The sequence below is a fragment of the Aeromonas media genome, assembly GCF_020423125.1.
Classification (GTDB): domain Bacteria; phylum Pseudomonadota; class Gammaproteobacteria; order Enterobacterales; family Aeromonadaceae; genus Aeromonas; species Aeromonas media.
Map to the genome: position 1 here is coordinate 2,319,998 of NZ_CP075564.1, position 22,839 is coordinate 2,342,836.

Consider the following 22,839-nt stretch of genomic DNA (forward strand, 5'->3'; position numbering starts at 1 on the left):
ACAACGGCCTCATTTTGACCTCAAGGTGCTCGCTTTTTATGCGCCGCGAACGCGCACCGCCCGGATCAGCAGATTGCGAGGTGTCATGGGTTTGTCGCAAAACGTCCCCAGCTCGACCTGGTAGCCCTGCTCCTCGAGGAAGAGGGCCCGATCCAGGGCGAGCCAGATCTCCAACGGACGGCGAAACAGATGGCGCACCAGCTCCATGCGGGCGACGTCCCCAAAGCGCCGCTCCCCCCTGGCGAGGAAGTCCTCATAGCCTATTCCCCCAGGCAACACTATCTCCTTGCGCTCGGCGGCCCAGTCACAGAAAGCCTCGAAACTGCCCGCCAGCAGGCTCTTTTGCAAGTTGGGCACCGGCAGGTACTCATCCACCCCGCGCACCTCACGCTGCAGGCAATCGAAGGCGAGACGCCAGATCACCTCCTGCTCGCGCAGGCGGGAGATGCGGGCGCCGCCGGTCACCGTCTCCTGCAGCGGCAGCTTCAGGTCGCTCTTGCCAAGGTGCAGGGCGCTGGCCTTGGCGGCCTGCGACAGGGGGCGGTAATGGCTGGTGCGGATCAGGTGATAGCAACAGGGGGAGAGGGTCACGCCCCGGGCACCGCGCTCGGCCACCTGCTCCAGCAGATGGGTATGCAGCTCACCGCAGGCATGGAGCGCCATGGCGTGATGGTGCGGGGCGATGAGCGCCCCCGACTCGGCGGCGAAGGCGTCGGCCTCCACAAACTGCATGCGGGCACCGTCCCGCGCCGCGAGCTGTCGCCCCTCCTCGCAGAGCGTGCGCTGCAATTCGAGGCTCAGGATCTCGGCCCCCCGGTGCAGAGAGACCAGGCGCCCCAGGTGGCCCTTGCCGGCACACCACTCCAGATAGGGGCCCTGATGGGCGGGCAGGCAGCCGGTGAAGGCTTCTATCTGCGCCTGCTTGCGCCCCGGCATGTACATCGCCATGGCCCTGGCGCAGTGAATGGGTTCGGGGACGAAGGCATCTAGCTCGCTCAGGGCATGGAGCTCGGCCCCTGCCGGGATCCAGGGGGCAAGCAGGGTGCAAAGCGCCCCCATGTCGGCGTCGAGCCGGGCTATCTCGTCAAGGCCGAGGCCATTGAGGCAGGCGGCAAGCTCGGGGGCCTCATCGGCGAAGGCCAGGCTCAGATGATGATAGGGCTGATATTGCCACCAGCGTCTCTCGTCGGTCAGCAAGCAGTCCAGTTGTCGAAAACGGTGAGCCAGCACGGTGAGCTTGTCCTGCTATCCAAAAGGGAGGCTCATTCTAGCGATCTGCCATCAAAAAGCACTGGCCAGCGTATCCGCCCACCCCTTGCTGGTAGCCTGACAAAAAGCAGGGACTTGTGCTATATTCCGCCCCCTCATTAGCGCGACTCGCCCACGCGGGTCGTTTTACCCATATGAACGGAACCAAAACATGACCATCAATGCCATCCTGCAAGCGCGTGCGGACGCCAAGTGTGAGCTGTGTGGCGCAGAACATGCGCTGACTGCCTTCCCGGTGCCACACTCCCCCGCCAGTGACGATGACCACAGCGTGGTGCTGTGTTCCACCTGCCGTGGCCAGCTAGAGCAGCCGGACACCACCGAGGTCAACCACTGGCGCTGCCTGGGTGACAGCATGTGGAGCCAGGTGCCGGCGGTGCAAGTGATGGCATGGCGCCAGCTTAAAGCCCTGTCCGCCCGGGGCGAGATCTGGGCCCAGGACATGCTGGACATGATGTACATGGAAGAAGAGACCAAGGCCTGGGCCGAGGCGGGCAGCGCAAGCGACGATGACGACAGCGTGCCCACCGTCGACTCCAACGGCGCCGTGCTGCAGGAGGGGGATTCCGTCACCCTGATCAAGGATCTGGAGGTCAAGGGCGGCGGCTTCACCGCCAAGCGCGGCACCCTGGTCAAGGGCATTCGCCTCACCAACAACCCGCTGCACATCGAAGGCAAGGTCAACGGCGTGCAGATAGTGCTGGTCGCGGCCTACCTGAAGAAGGCCTGATCCCCTCGGCCTGTGGTTTGAATGATGCAAGAAGCGCCCCCCGGGGGCGCTTTTTTGTTGCCGGGCCACCGCCGATGTCTGCGCGGCCACAGTGGCGCCGCGGGGAAACTGGGCTATCCTGCAAACCAGTCCCGATGAGCGAGCCACCCCTTTGCCGTATTTTCCGTCAGAGGATGATCCACTCCCGGCACCCTGAAGCACTGGCCCGGATGGAATTCATGTGGCACTCTGGGCTCTTCACATGGACAGATACTGAGCATCATGACCCCATGATGTCCGCTTGAAACAAGGAGCACGACCTATGGCCAAAGCCAGCAAGAAAGATATCAAGAAGAAAATCGCCGCCCGCCAGGAGAAGATTGCCAAGCACGAAGGCAAGATCAAGAAGCTGAAGAAAGCCCTGAAATAAGGGTCGGCAGCATAAATCAACCGCCCGAGGGCGGTTTTTTATTGCGCCAGTCAGGCAACGTCTCCAGACGTCCCTTTCCCCAATGGACTGGCGCTTGGTTAAGCACCTGAAAAACAGCCACATCCTGGCGGCAGCAGCCACTGGACGCGGCCCCTGGGGCGGAGCATGATGTGCTCTTTACGAAGGAGATATCATGAGTCTGGATACATGGATGTTGTTTCTGCTGGCCTATCTGCTGGCAACCCTGACCCCGGGGCCCAATGTGCTGCTGGTGGTAAAGAACGGCCTGCAGCTCGGCTGGCGTCCGGCCCTGCTCACCATAGGCGCGAATCTGTTCTGTCAGGGCATTCTCATCTTTCTGGTTGCCATGGGTGTGGGGGCCCTGCTGCAGACCTTGCCGCCCCTGTTCCTCGCCCTCAAGCTGGCGGGCGGTGGCTACTTGATCTATCTCGGCTACAAGTCGCTGCGGGCGACCTGCTCGGGGAGTCAGAAGGTGCAACGGGTTGGCGTCAGTCCTCCATCACGGAGCAAAGGCTCCCTGCTGCGGGAAGCCTTCCTGGTGTCGGCCAGCAACCCCAAGACCATCATCTTCCTCTGCGCGCTGCTGCCCCAGTTTCTCGATCACCAAAGCTCGCTGCCCATCCAGTTCTTCATCATGTACCTGACCATCTGTGCCATCGTCAGCCTGGTGCACCTCTGCTATGTAGCCCTGGCCAGACGCGCCGGCAACTATTTAAAGCCGGGGAGCGGCCAGCGTCTGTTCGGCCGCATCACAGGGGGGCTGTTCATCACGCTCGGCGGTGCCATCTTGCTCAGCGGTCGACCCTGAGCCGATACGGGTGCCTGTCTGGATACCATCGGTCGGGAAGTTAACGCAGCACCATGAAAGGAACCGCCTGACGGCGGTTCTTTGTTTCTCGATGACGCCCACATTCACCCCAATGGCCAGGACTGCCAGTGCCTGGCGGTCACCAGCACTTCTTGTTCCAGCCAACACTTGTTCAGGGCTAAATAGTTGAGCGTCTCTGTCAATTCGGAGCCGGATACCCTCTCCCAGGCATTGCTCTGCCAGGGGATCTTGCTCTGCGATCCTGCCGACGGGAGGCTTAGGGGGCGGGCATAGTGAGGGAGATAATCGGCCAGATTGCGGGGTAGCCAGAGCGCCAAGGGCCGGCCGGTGGCCTGGGCCAATTCGGCGGCGATCTCCAGCCCCCGCTGATCCAGGTCGCCAAAGTGGGCCCAGGGGATGGCGGCCGGCAACAGGGGCATCACCCGTTTTGCCAATGCGGTGTTGCGGCCCGGCACATAGAGCAGCAGCTCACCTGGCTGTAGCGGATAATCCACGAAGGCCCCCTTGTTCTCCACCGTCACTATCTGCCGTCCCGGCCACTCAATGCCTCGCAACCCGGTCAAGGCTCGCTCTGGCAAGGCGAGCTCCCCGAGCAGGTTGATGACGGGCGCCATGTCGTGGAGTCGTCCCGCTTTATCGATCAGGCTCAGCGAGGTCAGGGTACGCAGCCGGATCGCCTCGTCAGTCAGCACCTGGCTGCCCAGTTCGGCGACTCGCGCCAACTGCGGTGGCGATAGCACGGCCTTGCAGTCACGCAGCCAGAGGCCGCTCAAGGTGGCACCGTTGATGGATGCGGGTAATTGACAACCCAATGCCGCCAACGCGACTTCCCCCGACCAGGGTTGCTCCTCTGCTGCTTGCGCGAGCTGGGTCGTCAAAAACGCCCTGCCTCGCTCGGTGAGCTGGCGGCGCGCACTGCGTCCCACCGGCTGCACACCGCCGACCCGCCACAACATATCGTCCAGCTCCCGCCCCGCGACACTGTTGAGCAGGATCCCCTGCCCCGCCGCCAGTGCCAGCAACTTCTCGCTCAGGGCGCGGATCTCCGCTCGCTCGAACAATCCCATCGACACCCTCCGCCTGCCTCAACTGACCTGGTATTGCCCGTGCTGCCGGCTCAGATCCAGCGCGCCCCGCCGGACACCCGCACAGCACTGCCGGGTTCGGCCGGGATCTCGGCATGCAGCCGCGACGGCATGCCCATGTCTTCCCCCTGCACTATGTCGATGGCACCGCCGTGGGGCCAGTGCAGATCGCGCAGGTAACCGGCGAAGGCTGCGGTCGCAGCGCCTGTGGCCGGATCCTCATAGACGCCGCCATAGGCGAAGGCATTGCGGGTGTGAAACAGCCGATCCCCGGCCACATGCACCAACAGCATGGTCACCAGGCCCTCGCGGCGCATCAGCAGGCGCCCCTGCGCCAGCGAATAGTGCATGGCCGAGAGCGCTGCGCGATCGCTTAGCGCCAGCACCAGATGATCGGCGCCGCCGTGAATGAGCGCTGGGGGGATGCGGGGATCCAGGCTGGCTGCATCATAGCCAAACAGCGCCAGGGCTTCGCGCATCAGATCCGCCGGCGCCGGTTTGCTGCTGGTCGGCGGGGATTGCAACGCCGCCTGCCACTGCCCCTGCTCATCCTGCCAGCCCGAGACACGGATCTCTGTCTGGTTGAGACAGAGTGCATGATCCCCTGCCCCGAAGCGGCGCGCCAGCGCCACCCCTAGGGCGATGGTCGCATGGCCGCAAAACGGCACCTCCGCCTCGGGAGAGAAGTAGCGCACCCGCCATTGCCGTCCGCAGGCCTCTTGCCCCTCACCGTGCAGCGGGGCGGCGAAGGCCGTCTCCGAGAATCCAACCTCTGCGGCGATGCGCTGCATCTCCTCCACCGTCGGCAGTTGGGCCCCGATCCAGACGCCGGCGGGATTACCCCCCCGGGATCCGTCGGAAAAGGCGGCGATCCGCACCAACTCAGTGACCAGCTCCGTCATGACAACTCCTTGGCTTCTTGCTTCACGAAAAGTGGCTTTCACAAGCTCATCCCTGCGGTCCCTTCCCGGGCGCCCGCATCAGAGGCCCAGCTTACCCATAAAATTATCGTCCGCACAGGTGCCGCTTGAGCGCCGCGGATCCGGGTACTGACAACTAGAGTTGGGAAGACGTGTCTGTATATGAGCCCGCAGTGGAGTGCCATATGTATTCATACACCCTTACGTTCAGGGAAGAGGTCGACAAGTTGACGGCTCCCGAGCACGAGATCTTGCTGCAAAGCCCGGCCCAGGCCGGGGATTTCGTCATCCTCTCCGACGGCAGCCGCCACCAGGTGATGTTCGTCACCCATCGAGCACACTACAGCAGCCTCTATCTCGACAAGGGGATCCGGGTGCCCCAGAGCTGAGCCCACAGGTTCACGGACTCCCTCTGAATGGCACAGATTCATCGGCCCTCCTGTGCGACACCTGTTACAGGTGCTAACGTGAGACAGGCTCTCGCCCCCAGGATATTGCCGCAAACACAGGCTATTGCTCATGGCAGTCAAGGCTGCGATGAACCGGAAAGACTCACACTTTGAGGGATTAACTATGCCTAGAACTGCTGCTTTGATCGTGACCCTGACCCTGACCCTGCTTGGCATGGCCCCGGCTCACGCCATCAACGCAAAATATGCCCAGCAGCTGGAACGCTCCGGCTGCACTCAGGTGACCGAGGCCCAGGGCTGCGATATTCACAAGACCAAGGAGGAGAATGCCAAGGCGGGATTCGGTGCTGTCGTCCCGGCCACGGACGGCGGTCTGAACATGAGCTACGCACAGAAGCTGGAGCGCTCCGGCTGCACCCAGGTGAGCGAGCTCAGCGGCTGCGACATCAACAAGACCCAGGCCGAGAACGCGGCCGCCGGATTTGGTGATGCCCCGGTGGCCACCAGCGCCAGCCCCTACGCCGGCAACTGGGTCGCCACCTTCCCCGAGACGGGGGCCACCGTGGCCACCATTCGCATCGATGGCAAGGATCAGGTGTGGGTCAACGACAAGCAGGTCAAGGCCAAGAAATCCGACGGGGCCCTGGTGTTCAAGGAAGGCATGGTCATCTATCGCATACAGGGGGATCGTCGCCTCAAGGGGGAAGATGGCTGGGTCGACAACGATGCGGGCACCAAGGGACCGATCACCGCCAAATAAACAACATCACGGGAATGTGAAGGAGAGCCTGGGCTCCCCTTCTTGCTTGATCACTTGCCAATGGCTTTCCCAGCCCCCGGTGAGCGGCAACCCTGCACTTCCTCTTGCTATTCACTTACCCCTTTTTCGGATAGTCGAGCACGGCCGTCACCGGCGTTTGCGATACAGCGGCCGACCAGGAGGGAGCATCAAAGGTGAAGCGGGCGACGGCGCAGGTCGGCATCCGGGTGATCTTGCCGGAAAAGCAGTGGGCAAGATCGGTGAACTCGGGATCGTGACCAACGAGCATCACGCACCTCAGATCGTCCTCAAGCTCATCCATCAGTGCAAGCAGGGTCCCGACATCGCTGCCGTAGAGGCGCTCGTCGATGACAATCCCGTTCGCCGGGTAGCCCAGCTCATGGGCGACAAGCCGGGCCGTCGACAAGGCCCGACAGGCGGGGCTCGACAGGATAAGGTCGGGCACCCCTACCGCGTGCGCCAGACGTCTGCCCATCAGGGGGGCGTCGCGCAGACCGCGCTCCGCGAGCGGCCGCGCCCTGTCAGGCAGTGCCTCATCTTGCCAGCTCGACTTGCCGTGACGCATCAGGATCAACGTTCTGTTCATCACTCCTCCTGCAACGACCGCCCATCGGTCCGCCAGTGACGGCCAGGGTTTGCATGCCTGTCACGTCGTCATGTCAATCATAGCGAAGCCACATTGCGCGGGAGTCTCGGGCAAGCTGAGCACCGAGTCCGGGTGACCAGGTTCTCGGCACGTGGGCACTGACAGTGCGAGCAACGGGTGACAGCGGTTAGCCGTCACGGTCTGCACCAGGTCTCGACGCAGAAGTAATAGCTGGTGAAGAGGCACCCCGACAGGATCGTCTTCTTCACCCTGGTGGCGCGCCTGGCGAGGACTTTGTATGGGGGACGCGTGTCCAGCAGATGAAAGATGACCTCTTGATGGCCCATGCTGCGCGCCCAGCCCATCATCTCGTGGAAGATGGCGAGCCCACTGCCCCAACCCGCCCTGGCGATCACGATGGCAATCTCGACCCCCTCCTCATCGGGCTGGAGCCCGCACCACCCCACCAGGACACCATCGATGAGGACGGCGCGCACGCGGCAACCGGGCAGCCCGTCTATTCGTCGCTTCTCATCCATCCAGGCGCGCACTCTGGCGGTATCAAAGGGAGGGTGGTCAATCAGGTGCTTTCGCAGCGTCTCGTCGTTGAGCAGGGGCAGAAGACCCTCTACGCGCACCTCGTGCAAGGGTATGAATTTCATAGGCTTATCATGCTTTCCCAACAGTGAGGGGCTCCTGATAGGGGGTCCCGTCCTTGTGTCTGGCAACCCAGGCGCCATCGGCGCCCTGCACCAGGGCCAGATCATCGTCGGGGTAGTCGACAGTGTCTCCCGCCAGCCGGTCGCCCACTTCGAGATAGACGGCGTCTACCTCACCGTAGTTGAGCAACTGGTGGGCCAGGCCGTTGCCGCACTTGAAGCCAATGCACTCCCCCGGCGACATCGGGTACTCATCCTCTCCATAGCGCAGCGTGGGCGTCCCCGAGATCACATAGACAAACTCATCCTGCTTGCTGTGGTGATGCTTGAGCGCCGAGATGGCCCCCGGCGCCAGGGTCGTCAGGTTCACCCCGAAATTCGCAAGACCGAAATGCTCCCCCAGTTTGCGCCTGGTACGGTGTTTGACCAGAGAGGCAAAAGGCTCCGGATAGAGGGACTTTGCCGTACTCTCCGGGATCTGTGTGGCCTGAATGGGCGTGCGGTGCGTCATCTCAACAACCTCCGTTTGGGCGCCCTGGCAAGGGGCAGCAAGAGACCAGCCAGGTGTCTGCCTGAGTGGCAGTCACGCAACAAGACAGATACGGCTGGGGAGAGGCTGATGTCAACTCTGAGATGCGAAGAGCGGGGTCTTGCCGTTGCCAGCGGTGCGATGGGCGGAGCTTATGGCGCCCCGCTGCAGCCCCTACAATACCTCGACCTTGACCTTGATGAGGCCGGAGCGGGTGTTACCTATGGTGCTGAACGCAGATCTTGAGAGATCGATCACTCGCCCCCTCGGGAAGTTGCCCCTGTCATTGACCCGTACCACCACGCTCTTGCCGTTGGCGATATTGGTCACCCTCACCATGGCGCCGAAGGGCAGCGTCATGTGGGCGGCGGTGTTGGCGTTCTTCTGGTAAGGCTCGCCGCTGGCGGTGCGCTTGTTGTGGTAGCGATCGGCATAGTAGGAAGCCAGCCCCGTCTGGGTATAACCGCGCCAGTTGCCCGCACTGCCCGCATCAGGCTGGCTGCTGCAGGCTGCGAGCAGCAGGCACAGCGAGGCCAGCAGCCCTTTTTGTAGATTCCACGTCATGTTTTATTCCCTCGATGCGATGTCGGGTCGACGTGCCATGGCAGCCCCCTCTTCATCACCAGTCTGGATCCCGCGAACAGGAGCCTACTCTCTCATATTTCCCATGGAAAACGGGAGGCCCAAGCCTCCCGTTTGTGTGTCCACCCGTCAGCCCCTGTCAGGGAAAGAGATCAGGCGATCAGCTTGTCATCGGCGAAACCGAAGCCGCGCAGACCCACCACGTGCACGTGTTCGTGCTTGCCCTGTACCTTGCGGATGAGCTTGTAGGTAGTGCCCTTCTCGGGACTGATGTTCTCCGGCGCCGCGATAAGCAGCTGCATATCCTGCCGCTCGCACAGCTCGAACAGGGTGGCGATGGACTTGCCATCCAGACGCGCCGCCTCGTCCAGGAACAGCAGGCGGCAGGGGGCGATGTCCTTGCCGCGCAGACGGCGGGACTCCTCCTCCCAGCTGATCAGCACCATCAAGAGGATGGCCTGACCGGTGCCGATCGCCTCGCCGGTGGAGAGCGCCCCGCTCTCGGCCCGCAGCCAGCCATCGGCGCCACGCTGCACCTCGATCTCCAGCTCCAGGTAGTTGCGATAGTCCAGCAGCACATCCCCCATCACCTGATAGTTGCGCTCCCCCTGCTCTACTTGCGGGTTCAGGCGCTGGAACAGCTTGGCCATCGCCTCGGAGAAGCTGAGCTCCTTGTCGGCGAACAGATCGTTGTGCATGGCGCTCTGATCGGCGAGCGCGGTCAAGAGCCGGGTGTGGGCCTCGCGGATGTTGACGTTGAGGCGCACCCCGCGCACCAGGCCGAAGGCGATGTTCTGCAGGCCCTGGTTGAGTACCCGGATGCGGTTCTGCTCGCGGCGGATGATGTTGGTGATCTTGGCCGCCACCTCGTGGGAGGAGAGCGACAGGTGATTTTCCCGCTGCTTGAGCTCGTCGGCGAGGCGCGCCAGCTCGATCTCCATCTCCTCGATGGCCTCCACCGGATCATCCGAGCGGATGATGTCGTTGCGGATGCGATCCTTGAGGTAACGGTAGACCTGCACGTAGAAGGCGACCTTCTGCTCGGTGCTGCGGTTACCCTCGGAGAGTCGCAGCGCATCGCGCAGGGCCTCGTCGTGGGCCACGGCTACGCGCAGGGCGCCGAGGGCCTTGTCCGACATGGAGCGCAGCTCGTCACTGTCGAGGTACGCCAGCTCGCGCTTGTTGAGGCGCTTCTCGACGTCGGTTTCCCGCGCCAGTCGTACCACTCGCGACCAGCTCGCCTTGTGACCCACCAGGGATTTACGGGCGCTGTAGTAATCCTTGCCTTCGAGCTTGAGACGACCACCGAGGGATTCGATCTCGCGCTTGGTTACCTGCAGCTGGGCCTCGGCGCTGGTGCGACGGGAACGGGTGCGGATAAGCAGCTCCTCGATCTCTTTCTTGTGGGCGCGGGATTTCTCTTCCATGTCGTCCGACAGGGTGAGCCCCATGGCCGCCAGCTCCTGCTCGAACTCGGTCAGGGTCTGGCGCTTGGCCGATGCGCTGGAATCGAGCGCGGTGCGCAGCTGCAGCGCCTCGGTGTGGCGCTGGGCAATCTGCTTGTGCTGTTCACCGGCGGTGCGGGCCGCCAGCTCGGCCGCTTTCAGCTTCTCTTTGAGTCGCTCGCTCATCTCGGAGGCTTTGCCGAGCAGATCTTGCGCATCCTGATAGGCAAAGTGCGGCAGGCGGGCCACCAGCTGATCGAGGGCGTAGCAACGGCGCTTCTGCTCGGCCAGCAGGTCGCTCACCTCATCATACGCCGCCTGCAGAGCCGCAAGATCCTGCGGATCCTGGCGCAGCACCTGCACCAGGGTCTCGAGCTTCTCCAGCGCCTTGCCGTGCCTGGCGATAAAGGCTTCGGCTGTTTTAAGCGCCTCCACGTCGGCGTGAGCCGCCTCGAGACGGGCGGTCAGGTCGGCCTCTGCAAACAGATGGGCAAAGGGCAGCATCCCCTGCACCAGCTGGATATGGCGGGTCAGCTGGGCTGCGGCCGCTTTGGCCTCGGCCAGCTGCTTGTCGCACTCGGCCATGGCCCCTTGCAACTTGCGCAGCTCAGCCTGCTTGGCTTCCACTTCGGCCTCGGGATCCGGGCGGAAGGCGATGTCCAGATGCTGGCCGATAAAGTCGCGGAAGTGACCGTAGAGACGGTGATACTTCTGCTGCTCGAAAGCAGCCTTGGCGTAGCCCTCGATCAGGCCCTCGCGCTCGAGGTCGAGCTGCTCGATGCGTTTTTCCCGCGCGGCACGGCCAAACAGCGGCAACTCGGGGTAGCGGGAGAAACGCACCTGACGCTTGCTGGTGCGTACCAGCACGGCGTCGCCGAGCTCGTCAGCCTCTACCAGATCCTCGTCAAAGGAGTCGGGGTTGCCCTGGATGAGGTAGATATCCTCCGGGCAATCGTCCAGTTTTTTCAGCCGCTCGATGGCGCCCTCAAGGTCAAGCACCACCAGGGCGCTGCGGGCCGGGCCGTACAGCGCGGAGTAGTAAGGAGCATCGTCGATGGAGATGTCGTCATAGACATCGGAGAGCAGCACACCCCCCACCTGCTCGGCGATGCGGGCCAGGCGCGGATCCGCCTCGCCAGCCCCCAGCTGCAGGTTGCGAATTTGCAGCTCCAGCGCCTGTTTCTGCGCCGCGATGCGGTTGCTCTCTTGCTCGAACTCGCGCTCCTTGTCGAGCACGCTCTGCATGCCGGAAGAAAGTTCTTCGGCGGTGGCCAGCGGCAAACCGCTCTGTTCGCGCAGTTGCTCGAGCTTCTCGAACGATTTCAGCCAGCGCGGGGCCAGCCTGGTGAGCTCCGCGATATCGCGGCCCAGCTGGGCGCCCTGATGCACCAGGCTGGCGCGGCGCTGATTCACCTCCGCCTGCTGATCACTCAGCTCTTCCTGACGGGAGCGCTGGGCTTCGAGGAAGATCTCCAGCTCGTCTTGGCTGGCGATCAGCTGGCCAGAGGCCTGCTGCAGCTCGTCGCGCAACTTGAAGAGATGCTTCTGGCTTTCACTCTCTTTCTCGAGGCGAGCCAGGGCGGCGCGCAGCCCCTGTCCCTGCGCAATCCGAGCTTTGTCTTCGATATGACGCTTGAGCAGCGCCTGCGCCGTGGGCCAGGCGGCCTCGCGCACGGTTTCGGGGGCAATGCTCAACAGCAGCGCCAGCGCCGCCTCGTGCTCGGCCACCGCCGCCTTGGCCAGCGCCAGCTGTTGCTCGGCCCCCAGCACTCGGCTGGTGAGGCTCTGCTCGGCGGCGCGGAACTGATGCAGGGTGTCGCTCGCCTGTTCGACACTCAGCCCCGGCAGCTCGCACTGCTCGCGGGCAGCATCGAGGGCCTGCACCGCCTGACGGTACTGGATGGCGCGGGTCTGCTGAATGTCCAGCGCCTGCTGGTAGTCGGCGAGCTGGGTCTTGAGGCTGTCCACCTCAGCCTGGGCCAGCTCTTTGCGCTCTTCCACCTCCAGCAGCTGACAATGGATCTCTTCAACGATCGCCTGCTGTTGCTCGAGTTTGTCGACCAGCTCAGCCAGATCGGCGCGGTACAGGGCGATCTTCTTTTGCAGGGCCACGGCGGCCATCACCTTGGCCAGGTGCTCGGCGGCGGACTCCAGCTCGTCGGTCAGCAATTTCTCGCGGTTGGTGAGCTGATCCACCTCGTCCGCCAGATAGATGGCGCGCTGCTTCTCCTCGGCCAGCAGGCGGCGCTTGCCCGCCAGCTCGGACCGGGCCTTGAGGGCCAGCTCGGAGAGACGGTTCTTCTCGGCGGCCCCCCGCACATACTCCGCCGCCACGTAGTGGGTGGTCTCGGTGATCAGGTTCTTGAACAGATCCCGTTGACCCTGCGTCTCCTTGATCGCCTCCAGGGTGCGGCGGTTCTCGTAGATGGCCGCCTCCATGTCCTGGAACGCCTTGCGCACGCCGGAGTTCTCCGGCAGCAGGTATTCCCGCAGCGACCGGCTGATGGAGGAGGAGATACCGCCATACAGCGAGGCTTCGATCAGGCGATAGAACTTGCCGCGATCTTTTTGATCACGCAGCTTCTTCGGCGTGATGCCGAACTCGAACATGAAGTTGTGATAGTCGGTCACTGTATTGAACTTGGCGACCTTCATGGCCCCCAGCTCGGCGGCCGCCCCCTTCAGATCGGTGAAGGCGCGCACCCGGCCCTTGCCATCATGGAGTTTTTCCAGCAGCAGATCCGTGGGTTGCAGGTTTTCTGGCACGTCCACCAGGGCGAAGGGGGTGATGTTGACCTTGTTGTCGCGGTTCGCCACCTGCTCCAGGTGCACGCCGACCCAGATCCGCTGCTCGCGGCTGTTCATCACTTCCAGAAGCGAATAGCAGTGACCGCGCTGCAGCTTGCCGTAGAGCCCCTTGTCGCGGGACGCACTGCTGGAGCCCGCCTCCGTGGTGTTACGGAAGTGGAGCAGGGACTGATCGGGAATGAGCGCCGCGATAAAGGCCGCCATGGTGGTGGACTTGCCCGCGCCGTTGCCGCCAGACAGTGTCGTCACCAGCAGGTCGAGATCGAAGGTCCGGGCGAAGAAGCCGTTCCAGTTGACCATGGTCAGGGATTTGAATTTGCCTCTCACGCCACACTCTCCATCAAACCGGCCGACGCCATCGGTGCCAGAACATTAACGTTGCAGATCATCTTCCACCTCCAGCTCCAGTTGCTCTTCATCCAAATCCCCCTCGATATCGTCAAACAGCGAATCGCTGCTCGGCATCTCGTCGTCGTGGAAGATGGCCTCCCCTTCCTGGATCATCCGCAGCTGGACGGCGCGGGGATCCTCGTCGGAGCGCACATCGGCGGCGAAGCGAAACACGGATTCGTTGACCCGGAATTTGTCGCTGTTGCCAAGGGCGGTGATCATCCCGAGGCGCTTGAGGCGGCGCATGGAGGTGCGGATCTTCTCCAGCAACTTCTTCTTGTCCAGATCCGTGCCGCCGGAGCGGCTGTTGACCATGCGCAGCAGTTGCTTCTCGTCGGCGAGGCCGAGTACCTCCTCCTGCAACTCGCCCATGGTGAAGACTCCTTCCGAGGCGAGCCGGTCCGGGCTCAAATAGAGGTAACAGAGCACCTTGCCCACCAGCATATCGAGCTCGGAGAGCACTGTGGTGCCGATGTCGGCGCTGGGGCGCGGGCGCAGATAGAAGAAGCCCTCAGGCGCCTTGATGAGTTCGACCTGATAGCGGCCGTAGAAGATCTCCAGCTCGCCATGAAACTCCACCAGCGCCGAATGCTGTTCGAAATCGTCGGCACTGATATGGCGCCCCGAGCGCAGGGCGGTGTCGATGCGCGGAAACAAGGGGTTGGCGATGGCCTCTGCGAGCCGCAGCGGCAAGGGAAACTCAGAATTGATCAATGACATAGGCCTGAACCTTGGATCCAGCTTGGTTAATGGGTTTCCATGCGGGTTGGCGGTGGTGCTCGCGCTCACCGCTGGCATGGCCGAGGCGCACGGCCTGGTCTATCAGCAGACGCGCCACGTCGAAGTGGGCGTGGGCCGGGAAATCGAGCAGGTATTCGCGCAGCACGTCGGCGAGATCCAGCTGCTGCCCCTGCTCGGGATAGCGGGCCAGATAGCGTTCGATGCGCTCTGCCAGCGCCTGATTGATGTCCACCATCTCCATGAACTCCATCTCGAGGGGCACCTCGCCGGTCACCTCCTCGTCGTGGATGGCGATGGTTTCGTCCCGCAGCTCCAGCAGGCGCGGCTCCTCGGCCACCCGCAGCAAGAAGTTGTGCTGCTCGAAGTTGCGAATGGATTCGCGCAGCCGCTGGCTGAAGGCGCGATTCTTGTCCATGTCGATGGCGTTGCGGATGAACTTGTGGACGTGCCTGTCATAGCGGGACCAGAGCTCGATGCACTGCTGGCCCCAGGAGGTGATGACGTCCAGACGCCCCTGCAGGGCATGGGTCAGCTCCTCGACATGGAACAGGTCGTCGCGCCCTTGCGCCGCCTCCTGAATGTTGAGCAGCCCCGCCTGCAGGCGGTGACCGGCGGCATCCAGGGTGTCTTGCAGCTCGCGCAGAGTCTGGCCCGTCTCGCGCAGCAGCTTCTCGCAGCTGTGGATGGCGTCGACCCAGTTCTGGGTCAGCAGGGCCGCTATTTCGTTCTTGACCTGATTCTGCTGCTCGTCCATGGCGCGCTGGGTGAGATCGATGCGCCCCAGGGTCTCTTCCAGCGAGAAGGAGAGGCGCGGCAGCACCTCGGCATCCCACTGCTCGCGGGTGTTGGTCTCAAGCGCCGCCTTGCGGGCGGTGTCGAGCTCGGCGGCAAGGTGTTCGAGCAAAATGGAGAGCTTGATGGAGTCCACCTGACGGCTCTCCAGAAAGAAGTCGACGATGCTCATGCCAAGGCGCGACAGGCGATAGAGGCTCTCCCCCGCCACCATGTCGGTGGTGAAGCGCGACAGCAGTTGCTGGCGAATGAGATCGTTGATGGCGTTGTTGGCGCGACCGGAGAGGGTCTCGTCCATCTGGCCGAAGGCGTTGCTCACGTAACCGAAGGCGTCGTGCAGCGCGGCTTCCGACAGATCCGATTCATCCTCGGAGAGTGTCTTGATCGCGATCAGAAAGGCCAGCCTGTCGGTGGGGAGGTTCAGGGACAACCCCTCCTGTCTGACCCATCCCACCGTCTCTGGCAGGGTACGGGATGTACTCATCATGACGTTATCATCTCGTTGTTATAACCGACGGGTCACTCGCCCGCCGTGGTGATATAGGCCGGGGTCGGTGGCACCCCGACGGCTCGATCCCGCATCACATTCACGCCGGTTCGTCTCAACCGGCTGGTTTCTGGGCCATCACATGGATGTAGCGCCCAAGGGACACAAAGGGTTCCTGACGACAGTAGTGCTGCTCCATGGCCAGCAGATCGTCGAATTTCTCGACCTGTTGCTGCTTGTGGCGCATGTAGTCGTGAATGACCCGCACCCCCGTCTTGCCGATGATCTTGAGGCCCCCCCGTCCTATCCAGTCGTAGACCTGTTCCGGCAACTGAGGGTTGGTGGGCGTAAGCGCGGTCTGGCGCTTCTTGTTCAGCCCCTGGCGCACATAGTCAAAATTGCCCACTACCAGGCTCTGGAACAAGAGGCCGTGACGGTTGTAAAAAAGCAGCGACAGTATGCCCCCTGCCTTGACGAAAGGGAACAGACCGAGCAGGGTCTGACGGGGCTCGACGAGCCACTCCAACACCGCGTGACAGAGCACCAGATCAAAGGTGCCGGTCACATGCTGCTTGAGATCCTGAATGGGGCAATGGATGAGACGAATTCTGTCTTCCAGTCCCTTTTCGGCGATCTGCTCCCGGGCCAGATCCAGCATTTCTGCCGACAGATCGCACAGCTCCACCTGATGGCCCATGGCCGCCAGCTTCTGGGCGAAATAGCCAAAGCCGCCACCGGCATCCAGGATCCGCAGGGGTCGGTTGCCCAGGCGCGCCAGGCAGGCTTCGATGTCGCTCCACACCACGGCGGTGCGGATGCGCCCCTTGGTGGAGTCGTAAATGTTGCGGGCGAACTTGTCGGCGCGCCCGTCAAAACTCTGATCTTGCTTCAAGACAATGCTCATCTTCGGCCGCCCTGCTGTGGGGAGGGGGTTGGGGAGAAACCACACAGGATTGGGCCACAGGAAAAAAGAGGGGTATTCTGTCACATCCCGGATCCGCTGAAAACTCAAGGACGGGGAGTTTCATTCTCTATATGGGGTTGGAGTAGGTCGATGGTTCGTGCACTGTCCAGCTGGCGGCGCGGCTTGATGATATTCGACCAGATGAACCAGCCCATCTGAACCGCTATCCACATCAACGTAGCGGCCAGCACCCAGTCATTGAGCGAGTACCCGGCCAGCGTCATGCCGGACACCACCACTGGCGGTGCGCTCTTTGCCACCCCCGCGGCAGCCGCAGCCGTCGCGAGATCTTCTTCTTTCGCCATGCATCGCTCCTCTAGAAACGACAAAGCCCGCACGAGGCGGGCCAGAAATGAAAACGGCCAGGGTCACGGGGACTCTGGACATCTTTGGGAGATGCTAACGCGCTACAGCAAAACATTCAACAGATGCTGGAGGGACCTCAATTGTTGCTATAGCAGAAACGAATAATCCAGGGGGACACCGAACTAGCAACTACAGCAGCAGAGACGGATCCAGCTCCTTCCACTGCACAAGCTCTGTTGGTTTAAAACCAACAGTAGTTGCTCTCTGTTCTAAGTCATAGCTCAGCAACATACTCACCTTTTTCCCTCCCTTCTCGAGGACATAGTGATCTGTACCACCTTTCTTGCGATTTATAAGCCTGTAAGGTGGGAGGGTGTTTGTAGGTACACCAAACTTGGCTCTTACATCGGAGCGCAACATAACACTCCATAGAGGAGAAGGTACCTCATTAGGGAATACATACTTATCATCCCCCTCTCTAATCAGCTCAAGATCGACCTCGATGAGTTTTCTCGACACTCGGTCAAATGTCAAAAATACCCCTTCCTTTGCCATGTTCAGCGTAATATACGGACTACCTGAATCCCCTTTTGGCTTCGTCTTATAGGGTATCATCTCGGCTTCGAGCATGGCCTCATATGTGAGCCCAAGGCCATTGATTAAAGCTTTAGCATCCACCGTCATTTGTACCACCCTTGTTCTTTATTCACTTGGTGCATTTCCTGCCTTGCCCGCTCGATTTCAGCATTGTCATACCCTTCATCCAGCAAACACTTCTTAACCATATCAAAGTTGCTGTCTACGGCCTTTTTTAAGTCCTTTGAGTCTTTTTCAATCTGCAAAGAGGTATTCCTTCCACCATAGGTTTCACTACATTTCTGGTGAACCGAGGCAGGAATTATTAAGGCTGCAACATCCTTCTTAAGCCCTCCTATTTCTGAGGATGTTAACCCCGGAAAGGTCTCAAGCAAATAGCGTTCAATCGCCGCTGCTGATGGCATGTGATCAGCATGAGTGCCTGCCCTTGGTCTCCCCTGAAATCCTCTGTAGGTATCGACTTCCAGTAATTTCACCGGCGGCTTGCTGAAAACCAGATATAACGGTGGAACCCCTGATGATGCAGGGAAGGTGATGATGCAATCTTCCAGGTCATCCCCGCTTACCGGGAATGTCTCGAGCTCAGCATCTGGAGCCTCAGGGATGGGACGAACTAAAATGTTCGACACATCCATGCCATCCCGCTCCGGATAGTAACTACTGGCATCAGGCACTTCGCCACTGCTATCAGGGTACCAAGTTAGAGTGGGACCACCGGGAACCACTGCTACAACGGCACTGCCTTCTTGCCGGGCCTGCACGATAGGCACTGAATCCATGCCAGATGCTGCGCTGGTGTGGATCCCATACACTTGCATCCGCCCCTGTTCATCCTCAATGAATCTGAAACGGACCCGCGTGGCAGCCCGGCTCATGGCCTGCAACTGCGCATCCGTGTAGAGCGTTCCATCCCCTAAGTCTGATGGCCAAAATGCCATCAGAAACGCCCCAGAGGCGGCCCCACTAGAACGCAGAGCCCAGGCCCCTAATTCACTTGGCAAGGCGCCAGATATTCTCCCAAGTGCAATTTCTGTTGTTGCACTTGCGGTTGTGGCTCCAGACATCAGCATCTCCTCACTTGGCTTTAGATGGCATTGGAGCCAGTACCACGGCTCTACCGAACATCGCGAGAGGCTCTGCAATTGTAGCCGCCTCAATGGTTGTCGGCGGCACCGAGCTAGACTTCGCGAAAATGAACGGAGTGACTTTCTCAATTACGGGAGGTATGAAATTTGAATCGACCTTCTCGAACTGATCGCCAACTATCACAGTTCCCGAACCGATGATCACTCCACCACAGTCAACAGAGCCACCTGTGATGGCCAGGGGCTTACCGTTAACGAATACCGTTGATGAACCTGACGCTATCTTGCGGGGGTGTGGGGGATGGTTTGGCTTGTCATGTGGAGCCAACGGGTCTCCGACCCTGGCGGCAGGGATGCCATCGATGAAAACGTCGGGAGAACCGGCAATGATAGGCGTGGGGTGAAATCCATCGTGGTCGGTTCCTATATTCCCGACCTTGGCTGCATGCTTAGACATAATACGACTCAACTGATGCGACTACACGGTGGCATGCTGAGCTGTTCGAAGCATACCGAGGTTGCCCAAAAATGAAAAAGGCCAGGATCATTTTGACCCCTGGCCATTCTGAGCAGAAGTAGCAAGGATTCAACCGGCAATTTCACCAGTTGTTTTTTGATAGTGATTGTGAAGTCGGCGCGATAACACTGCTTCTCTGGAGAGCTGACGGTGTTCGAGTCCAAGGTTAAGGTGTCGAGATCATTCAGGCGCTGGATCTGATAAAGTGCCCCAGCACCTGATGCCAGCTATCGCATGTAATAAGGAATTGATGGGAGAACACTGTGTTTGAATTGAACTTGTTTGTGATCAAGAAGTGGCTGGGCCAGCTGCTGATGCCGCTGCCCTTCTCCCTCTCCTTATTGTTGCTGGCGCTCGCGCTACTCTGGTTCACCCGCTTTCAGAAAACCGGCAAACTGCTGGCCACCTTCTCGTTGCTCCTCATTACCCTGATGGGGATGAGGCCCGTCAGCTATGAACTGGCGCGAAGCCTGGAGCAGACCTATCCACCGTTCGAGGTGAGCCTGCATCCCCATATCGACGCCATCGTGGTGCTCGGCAACGGCCATGTCAGCGATCCGGCAGTGCCTGAACGCGCCTGGCAGAACAACATCTCCCTGACCCGCACCCTGGAAGGGGTGCGCCTGGCCCAGGCCTACCCGCAAGCGGAGCTGGTCTTCTCGGGCTATGTGTCGGGGGATCCCCTCTCCAACGCCGAGGTCAATGCCCGCATGGCGGCAGGCCTCGGCATCCCCCGCTCCCGAATGACGTTGTTTGAAAACAACAAAGACACCCACGACGAGGCGGTCAGCATCAGCGCCCACCTCAAGGGCAAGCGGGTGGCGCTGGTAAGCTCGGCCACCCACCTGCCCCGGGCCATGGCGATCTATCGCGGTCAGGGACTCGATGCGGTGCCGGCCCCCACCGACTATACCGCCAAGCAGAGTCAGGAGCCGCAACCCCTCTACAGCTACCTGCCCAAGGGGCGCTACCTGATGTATTCCGAGGCTGCCATTCACGAATGGATTGGGGTATGGTGGGCCCGTTTGCGGGGGCAGGTTAACGAATGAGCGATCGGTTCTTGCATTCCTGATTTGGATCAGGAAAGCGAAAAAAAATTACGTCATTTGCCGCCGGGTCAGCTATCTTGGGCTCGGTTCAATTCATATAATGTTGCGCAATCAAATGCCTAGGAGATTGAGAAGATGAGACAGCACCTGGTAATGGGTAACTGGAAACTGAACGGCACCAAAGCTTCTGTCGAAGCTCTGATCAAAGGACTGACCCCGGCTGCTGCCGCTCATCCTTCCGTGCAAGTCGCCGTCTGCCCGCCGGTTATCTTTTTGGGTCTGGTTGAACAGCTGACCGCTGGCAGCAAGATTGCTTACGGTGCCCAGAACGCCGACGTTCACGAGTCCGGCGCCTTCACCGGCGAGAACGCCCCCTCCATGCTCAAAGCTTTCGGTTGCACCTACTCCCTGGTCGGCCACAGCGAGCGTCGCACCCTGCACGCAGAGACCGACGACGTGGTGGCTGCCAAGTACGAAGCCATCCAGAAAGCTGGCCTGGTACCGGTTCTGTGCATCGGTGAGACCCTGGAGCAGTTCGAAGCCGGTGTGACCAAGACCGTGGTTGAGACCCAGCTCAAAGCCGTCATCGACCGTTGCGGCATCGCCTCCTTCGCCAACGCCGTAGTGGCTTACGAGCCGGTATGGGCCATCGGCACCGGCAAGACCGCTACCCCGGAAATCGCTCAGTCCGTGCACGCTCACATCCGTCAGTACCTGGCCGGTTTCGACGCCGCCGTGGCTGCCAAGGTACAGATCCTGTACGGTGGTTCCGTCACTGGCGCGACCGCTGCCGACCTGTTCGGTCAGCCGGACATCGACGGTGGCCTGGTGGGTGGTGCGTCCCTGAAAGTGGACGACTTCTCCCAGATCATCGCTGGCGCCGCCCAGTAAGTGACACAAGAGAGGGGCCTGGCCCCTCTCTTGATATCGCTTTCCTATGGACCCTTCTGCCATAGGAAAGCCGATATAGTAAAAGCGGCTGGCCGTATTTTTCAGATATTGATATTCGACAACTCAGATCCAGAGGCACTCATGACCAAACAAATCAAACGTATTGGTGTTTTGACCAGTGGTGGTGACGCACCGGGTATGAACGCAGCCATTCGCGCCGTGGTACGCGCCGGTCTGCATCATGGCCTGGAAGTCTACGGCATCTATGATGGCTACCTCGGTCTGCATCAGGACAGGATCGTCAAGCTCGAGCGCCACAGCGTCTCCGACGTGGTCAACCGCGGCGGTACCTTCCTGGGCTCCGCCCGTTTCCCCGCCTTCAAAGACCCGAAAGTGCGTGCCGAGGCGATCGAGAACCTTAAAAAACACGGCATCGATGCCCTGGTGGTGATCGGTGGTGACGGCTCCTACATGGGTGCCAAGAAGCTGACCGAAGAGGGTTTCCCCTGCATCGGTCTGCCGGGCACCATCGACAACGATATCGCCGGTACCGACTTCACCATCGGCTTTGACACCGCGCTGAACGTGGTCGTCGACGCCATCGACCGTCTGCGCGATACCTGCAGCTCCCACCACCGCATCTCCGTGGTCGAGATCATGGGCCGCCACTGTGGCGATCTGGCCATGTCCGCCGCCGTTGCCGGTGGCGCCGAGTACGTGATCGTGCCGGAAGTGGCTTTTGACAAAGAGAAGCTGCTGCAACAGATCAAGGAAGGTGAAGCCAAAGGCAAGAAGCACGCCATCATCACCATCTGTGAGCACGTCACCGACGTCAATGCCCTGGCCAAAGACATCGAAGCCATGACAGGCCGCGAAACCCGCGCCACCATACTGGGTCACATCCAGCGTGGCGGCTCGCCGACCGCCCGAGATCGCATCATGTCCAGCCGCATGGGTGCCTTTGCCGTCGAGCAACTGCTGGCCGGTCAGGGTGGCCGCTGCGTCGGGATCCAGGGCAACGAGATGGTGCACCACGACATCATCGACTGCATCGAGAACCTCAAGCGCCCGTTCGATCAGGAGCTGTACGATCTCTCCACCACCCTGTTCTAAGCCATCGCGCTTCAGACAGGTTGTTGTGACAAAAACCCTCCATCGGAGGGTTTTTTTATGCCTGCATCAGTGCCCCGGCAAACACAGGCAACCGCCCTCCCCGACCTGTAACGAGCCAGCTTGCCCTGTTGTGCTTCTGCCTGATAGACGGCGATACAGGCGTTCTCTTTCGTTTCGCCGCGCTCTACTGAGGTTTCCCCCCTCCAGCAGACTCTGCCCCCTCGCCCTGCCCCTACTCCTCTGACAGGAGCCCCCTGCCTGGGTGTCCGTCTCTGCGTACTTATCTCTGGGCATCTGTGAATGAAAGCCCACCTCTCCCACCATGACGCCCACTCAAAAAGAGCGGCTCGGCGGGCGGGGCAGCGGGGCTTTTCCCTGCCGAATGCCTGCTGTTTTACCCTGTTTTCCCCTGTGAATTGAAATTATGCCGGGAGGTGATGGCGATAAAGCACCGTCACTACTGGGTTTACCTCATGGCGGGCAGATAAAAATGATGGGATAAGGAAAATGGCGCCACCAGCCAGCCAACCCATCACTGGCGACACTTTCAGGCGCATCACCCTGCCATTTCTCGCCACAAAAGTTGATGACCACCAAAATAGCCTCGTACAAAACCCATCAAAAAACGCAAACGAAAAACAATAAGTAACTGTATATAAACAATATAATGATAAATATCATGAGATAGAAATCCATCACCCTCTGGGCGGGTGATAAAACGGCCACAAAATTACAAAAACACAGCACTACGACACCGCAAGCCTTATTTTGCCACATAATTACATTTTTCATTGTTATCCCCTGTCATTGTGGTATCTTGGTCTCATCATCAGTCAGCCAAGGG

The 22,839-nt window shown here is 60.8% G+C and carries 22 protein-coding genes; 7 read left to right on the forward strand and 15 right to left on the reverse strand.

The window, feature by feature from the left end:
• Window positions 1–36: 36 nt before the first annotated feature.
• A complete protein-coding gene (locus tag KI797_RS10675) occupies window positions 37–1,230 on the reverse strand; it encodes a methyltransferase (protein ID WP_201035083.1) in 1,194 nt (397 codons plus the stop codon).
• Window positions 1,231–1,420: 190 nt separating this feature from the next.
• On the opposite strand from KI797_RS10675, the gene KI797_RS10680 reads away from it, so the two are divergent.
• Window positions 1,421–1,999: a PhnA domain-containing protein gene (locus KI797_RS10680; protein WP_005326054.1), complete on the forward strand. Its 579-nt coding sequence runs from the start codon at window positions 1,421–1,423 to the stop codon at window positions 1,997–1,999.
• 602 nt (window positions 2,000–2,601) lie between these two features.
• Window positions 2,602–3,237 (forward strand): LysE family translocator, encoded by a 636-nt coding sequence (locus KI797_RS10685; protein ID WP_201035084.1) that lies wholly within the window; start codon window positions 2,602–2,604, stop codon window positions 3,235–3,237.
• Between the two features lie 104 nt (window positions 3,238–3,341).
• Here the strand turns inward: KI797_RS10685 and KI797_RS10690 are convergent, their stop codons facing one another.
• Together KI797_RS10690 and KI797_RS10695 are read right to left on the reverse strand one after the other, a co-directional pair.
• Window positions 3,342–4,325 carry a Wadjet anti-phage system protein JetD domain-containing protein gene (locus KI797_RS10690; RefSeq protein WP_201035085.1) on the reverse strand — a complete coding sequence of 328 codons (984 nt, stop codon included), beginning with the start codon at window positions 4,323–4,325 and terminating at the stop codon, window positions 3,342–3,344.
• Between the two features lie 50 nt (window positions 4,326–4,375).
• On the reverse strand, window positions 4,376–5,245 hold the full coding sequence (locus KI797_RS10695; protein WP_226169294.1) for a PhzF family phenazine biosynthesis protein: 870 nt from the start codon (window positions 5,243–5,245) through the stop codon (window positions 4,376–4,378).
• 203 nt (window positions 5,246–5,448) lie between these two features.
• Here KI797_RS10695 and KI797_RS10700 point away from each other — a divergent pair, with 203 nt between their 5' ends.
• Both KI797_RS10700 and KI797_RS10705 read left to right on the forward strand, forming a co-directional pair.
• A complete protein-coding gene (locus KI797_RS10700; protein WP_005326065.1) occupies window positions 5,449–5,652 on the forward strand; it encodes a hypothetical protein in 204 nt (67 codons plus the stop codon).
• A 184-nt stretch (window positions 5,653–5,836) separates the two neighbouring features.
• Window positions 5,837–6,433 carry a hypothetical protein gene (locus KI797_RS10705; protein WP_201035087.1) on the forward strand — a complete coding sequence of 199 codons (597 nt, stop codon included), beginning with the start codon at window positions 5,837–5,839 and terminating at the stop codon, window positions 6,431–6,433.
• A 115-nt stretch (window positions 6,434–6,548) separates the two neighbouring features.
• Here the strand turns inward: KI797_RS10705 and KI797_RS10710 are convergent, their stop codons facing one another.
• The 12 genes from KI797_RS10710 to KI797_RS10765 all read right to left on the reverse strand — a co-directional run bounded on the left by KI797_RS10710 (window position 6,549) and on the right by KI797_RS10765 (window position 18,882).
• Window positions 6,549–7,040, reverse strand: a complete 492-nt coding sequence (locus KI797_RS10710; RefSeq protein WP_043131938.1) for a SixA phosphatase family protein — start codon at window positions 7,038–7,040, stop codon at window positions 6,549–6,551.
• A gap of 194 nt (window positions 7,041–7,234) precedes the next feature.
• Window positions 7,235–7,702 carry a GNAT family N-acetyltransferase gene (locus KI797_RS10715; protein WP_043131939.1) on the reverse strand — a complete coding sequence of 156 codons (468 nt, stop codon included), beginning with the start codon at window positions 7,700–7,702 and terminating at the stop codon, window positions 7,235–7,237.
• Window positions 7,703–7,709: 7 nt separating this feature from the next.
• Window positions 7,710–8,210, reverse strand: coding sequence for a cupin domain-containing protein (locus tag KI797_RS10720; protein ID WP_043131940.1), 501 nt, complete (start codon window positions 8,208–8,210; stop codon window positions 7,710–7,712).
• A gap of 192 nt (window positions 8,211–8,402) precedes the next feature.
• Window positions 8,403–8,792: a septal ring lytic transglycosylase RlpA family protein gene (locus KI797_RS10725; RefSeq protein ID WP_042650056.1), complete on the reverse strand. Its 390-nt coding sequence runs from the start codon at window positions 8,790–8,792 to the stop codon at window positions 8,403–8,405.
• A gap of 170 nt (window positions 8,793–8,962) precedes the next feature.
• Entirely contained in the window at window positions 8,963–13,390 is a 4,428-nt protein-coding gene (gene mukB, locus KI797_RS10730) for a chromosome partition protein MukB (protein ID WP_043131942.1), read from the reverse strand.
• 45 nt (window positions 13,391–13,435) lie between these two features.
• The gene (gene mukE, locus KI797_RS10735) at window positions 13,436–14,173 is read right to left on the reverse strand and encodes a chromosome partition protein MukE (protein ID WP_041205837.1); all 738 of its coding nucleotides are present in this window, start codon (window positions 14,171–14,173) and stop codon (window positions 13,436–13,438) included.
• A complete protein-coding gene (gene mukF / locus KI797_RS10740) occupies window positions 14,154–15,473 on the reverse strand; it encodes a chromosome partition protein MukF (protein WP_041205839.1) in 1,320 nt (439 codons plus the stop codon). The genes mukE and mukF overlap by 20 nt, the downstream gene beginning before the upstream one ends.
• Before the next feature lie 115 nt (window positions 15,474–15,588).
• On the reverse strand, window positions 15,589–16,365 hold the full coding sequence (cmoM, locus tag KI797_RS10745; RefSeq protein WP_226173079.1) for a tRNA uridine 5-oxyacetic acid(34) methyltransferase CmoM: 777 nt from the start codon (window positions 16,363–16,365) through the stop codon (window positions 15,589–15,591).
• 116 nt (window positions 16,366–16,481) lie between these two features.
• Entirely contained in the window at window positions 16,482–16,742 is a 261-nt protein-coding gene (locus tag KI797_RS10750) for a hypothetical protein (protein WP_226169295.1), read from the reverse strand.
• A 190-nt stretch (window positions 16,743–16,932) separates the two neighbouring features.
• Window positions 16,933–17,427 carry a DUF6392 family protein gene (locus KI797_RS10755; RefSeq protein ID WP_226169296.1) on the reverse strand — a complete coding sequence of 165 codons (495 nt, stop codon included), beginning with the start codon at window positions 17,425–17,427 and terminating at the stop codon, window positions 16,933–16,935.
• On the reverse strand, window positions 17,424–18,404 hold the full coding sequence (locus KI797_RS10760; protein ID WP_226169297.1) for an S-type pyocin domain-containing protein: 981 nt from the start codon (window positions 18,402–18,404) through the stop codon (window positions 17,424–17,426). The genes KI797_RS10755 and KI797_RS10760 overlap by 4 nt, the downstream gene beginning before the upstream one ends.
• 10 nt (window positions 18,405–18,414) lie before the next feature.
• The gene (locus KI797_RS10765) at window positions 18,415–18,882 is read right to left on the reverse strand and encodes a type VI secretion system PAAR protein (RefSeq protein WP_226169298.1); all 468 of its coding nucleotides are present in this window, start codon (window positions 18,880–18,882) and stop codon (window positions 18,415–18,417) included.
• Window positions 18,883–19,220: 338 nt separating this feature from the next.
• Here KI797_RS10765 and elyC point away from each other — a divergent pair, with 338 nt between their 5' ends.
• The 3 genes from elyC to pfkA all read left to right on the forward strand — a co-directional run bounded on the left by elyC (window position 19,221) and on the right by pfkA (window position 21,995).
• Complete coding sequence (gene elyC, locus KI797_RS10770; protein WP_226173081.1) at window positions 19,221–19,991, forward strand: envelope biogenesis factor ElyC; 771 nt, start codon at window positions 19,221–19,223, stop codon at window positions 19,989–19,991.
• A gap of 135 nt (window positions 19,992–20,126) precedes the next feature.
• Complete coding sequence (gene tpiA / locus KI797_RS10775) at window positions 20,127–20,882, forward strand: triose-phosphate isomerase (RefSeq protein WP_226169300.1); 756 nt, start codon at window positions 20,127–20,129, stop codon at window positions 20,880–20,882.
• 141 nt (window positions 20,883–21,023) lie between these two features.
• Window positions 21,024–21,995 carry a 6-phosphofructokinase gene (pfkA, locus tag KI797_RS10780; RefSeq protein ID WP_005326082.1) on the forward strand — a complete coding sequence of 324 codons (972 nt, stop codon included), beginning with the start codon at window positions 21,024–21,026 and terminating at the stop codon, window positions 21,993–21,995.
• Window positions 21,996–22,839: the final 844 nt, after the last annotated feature.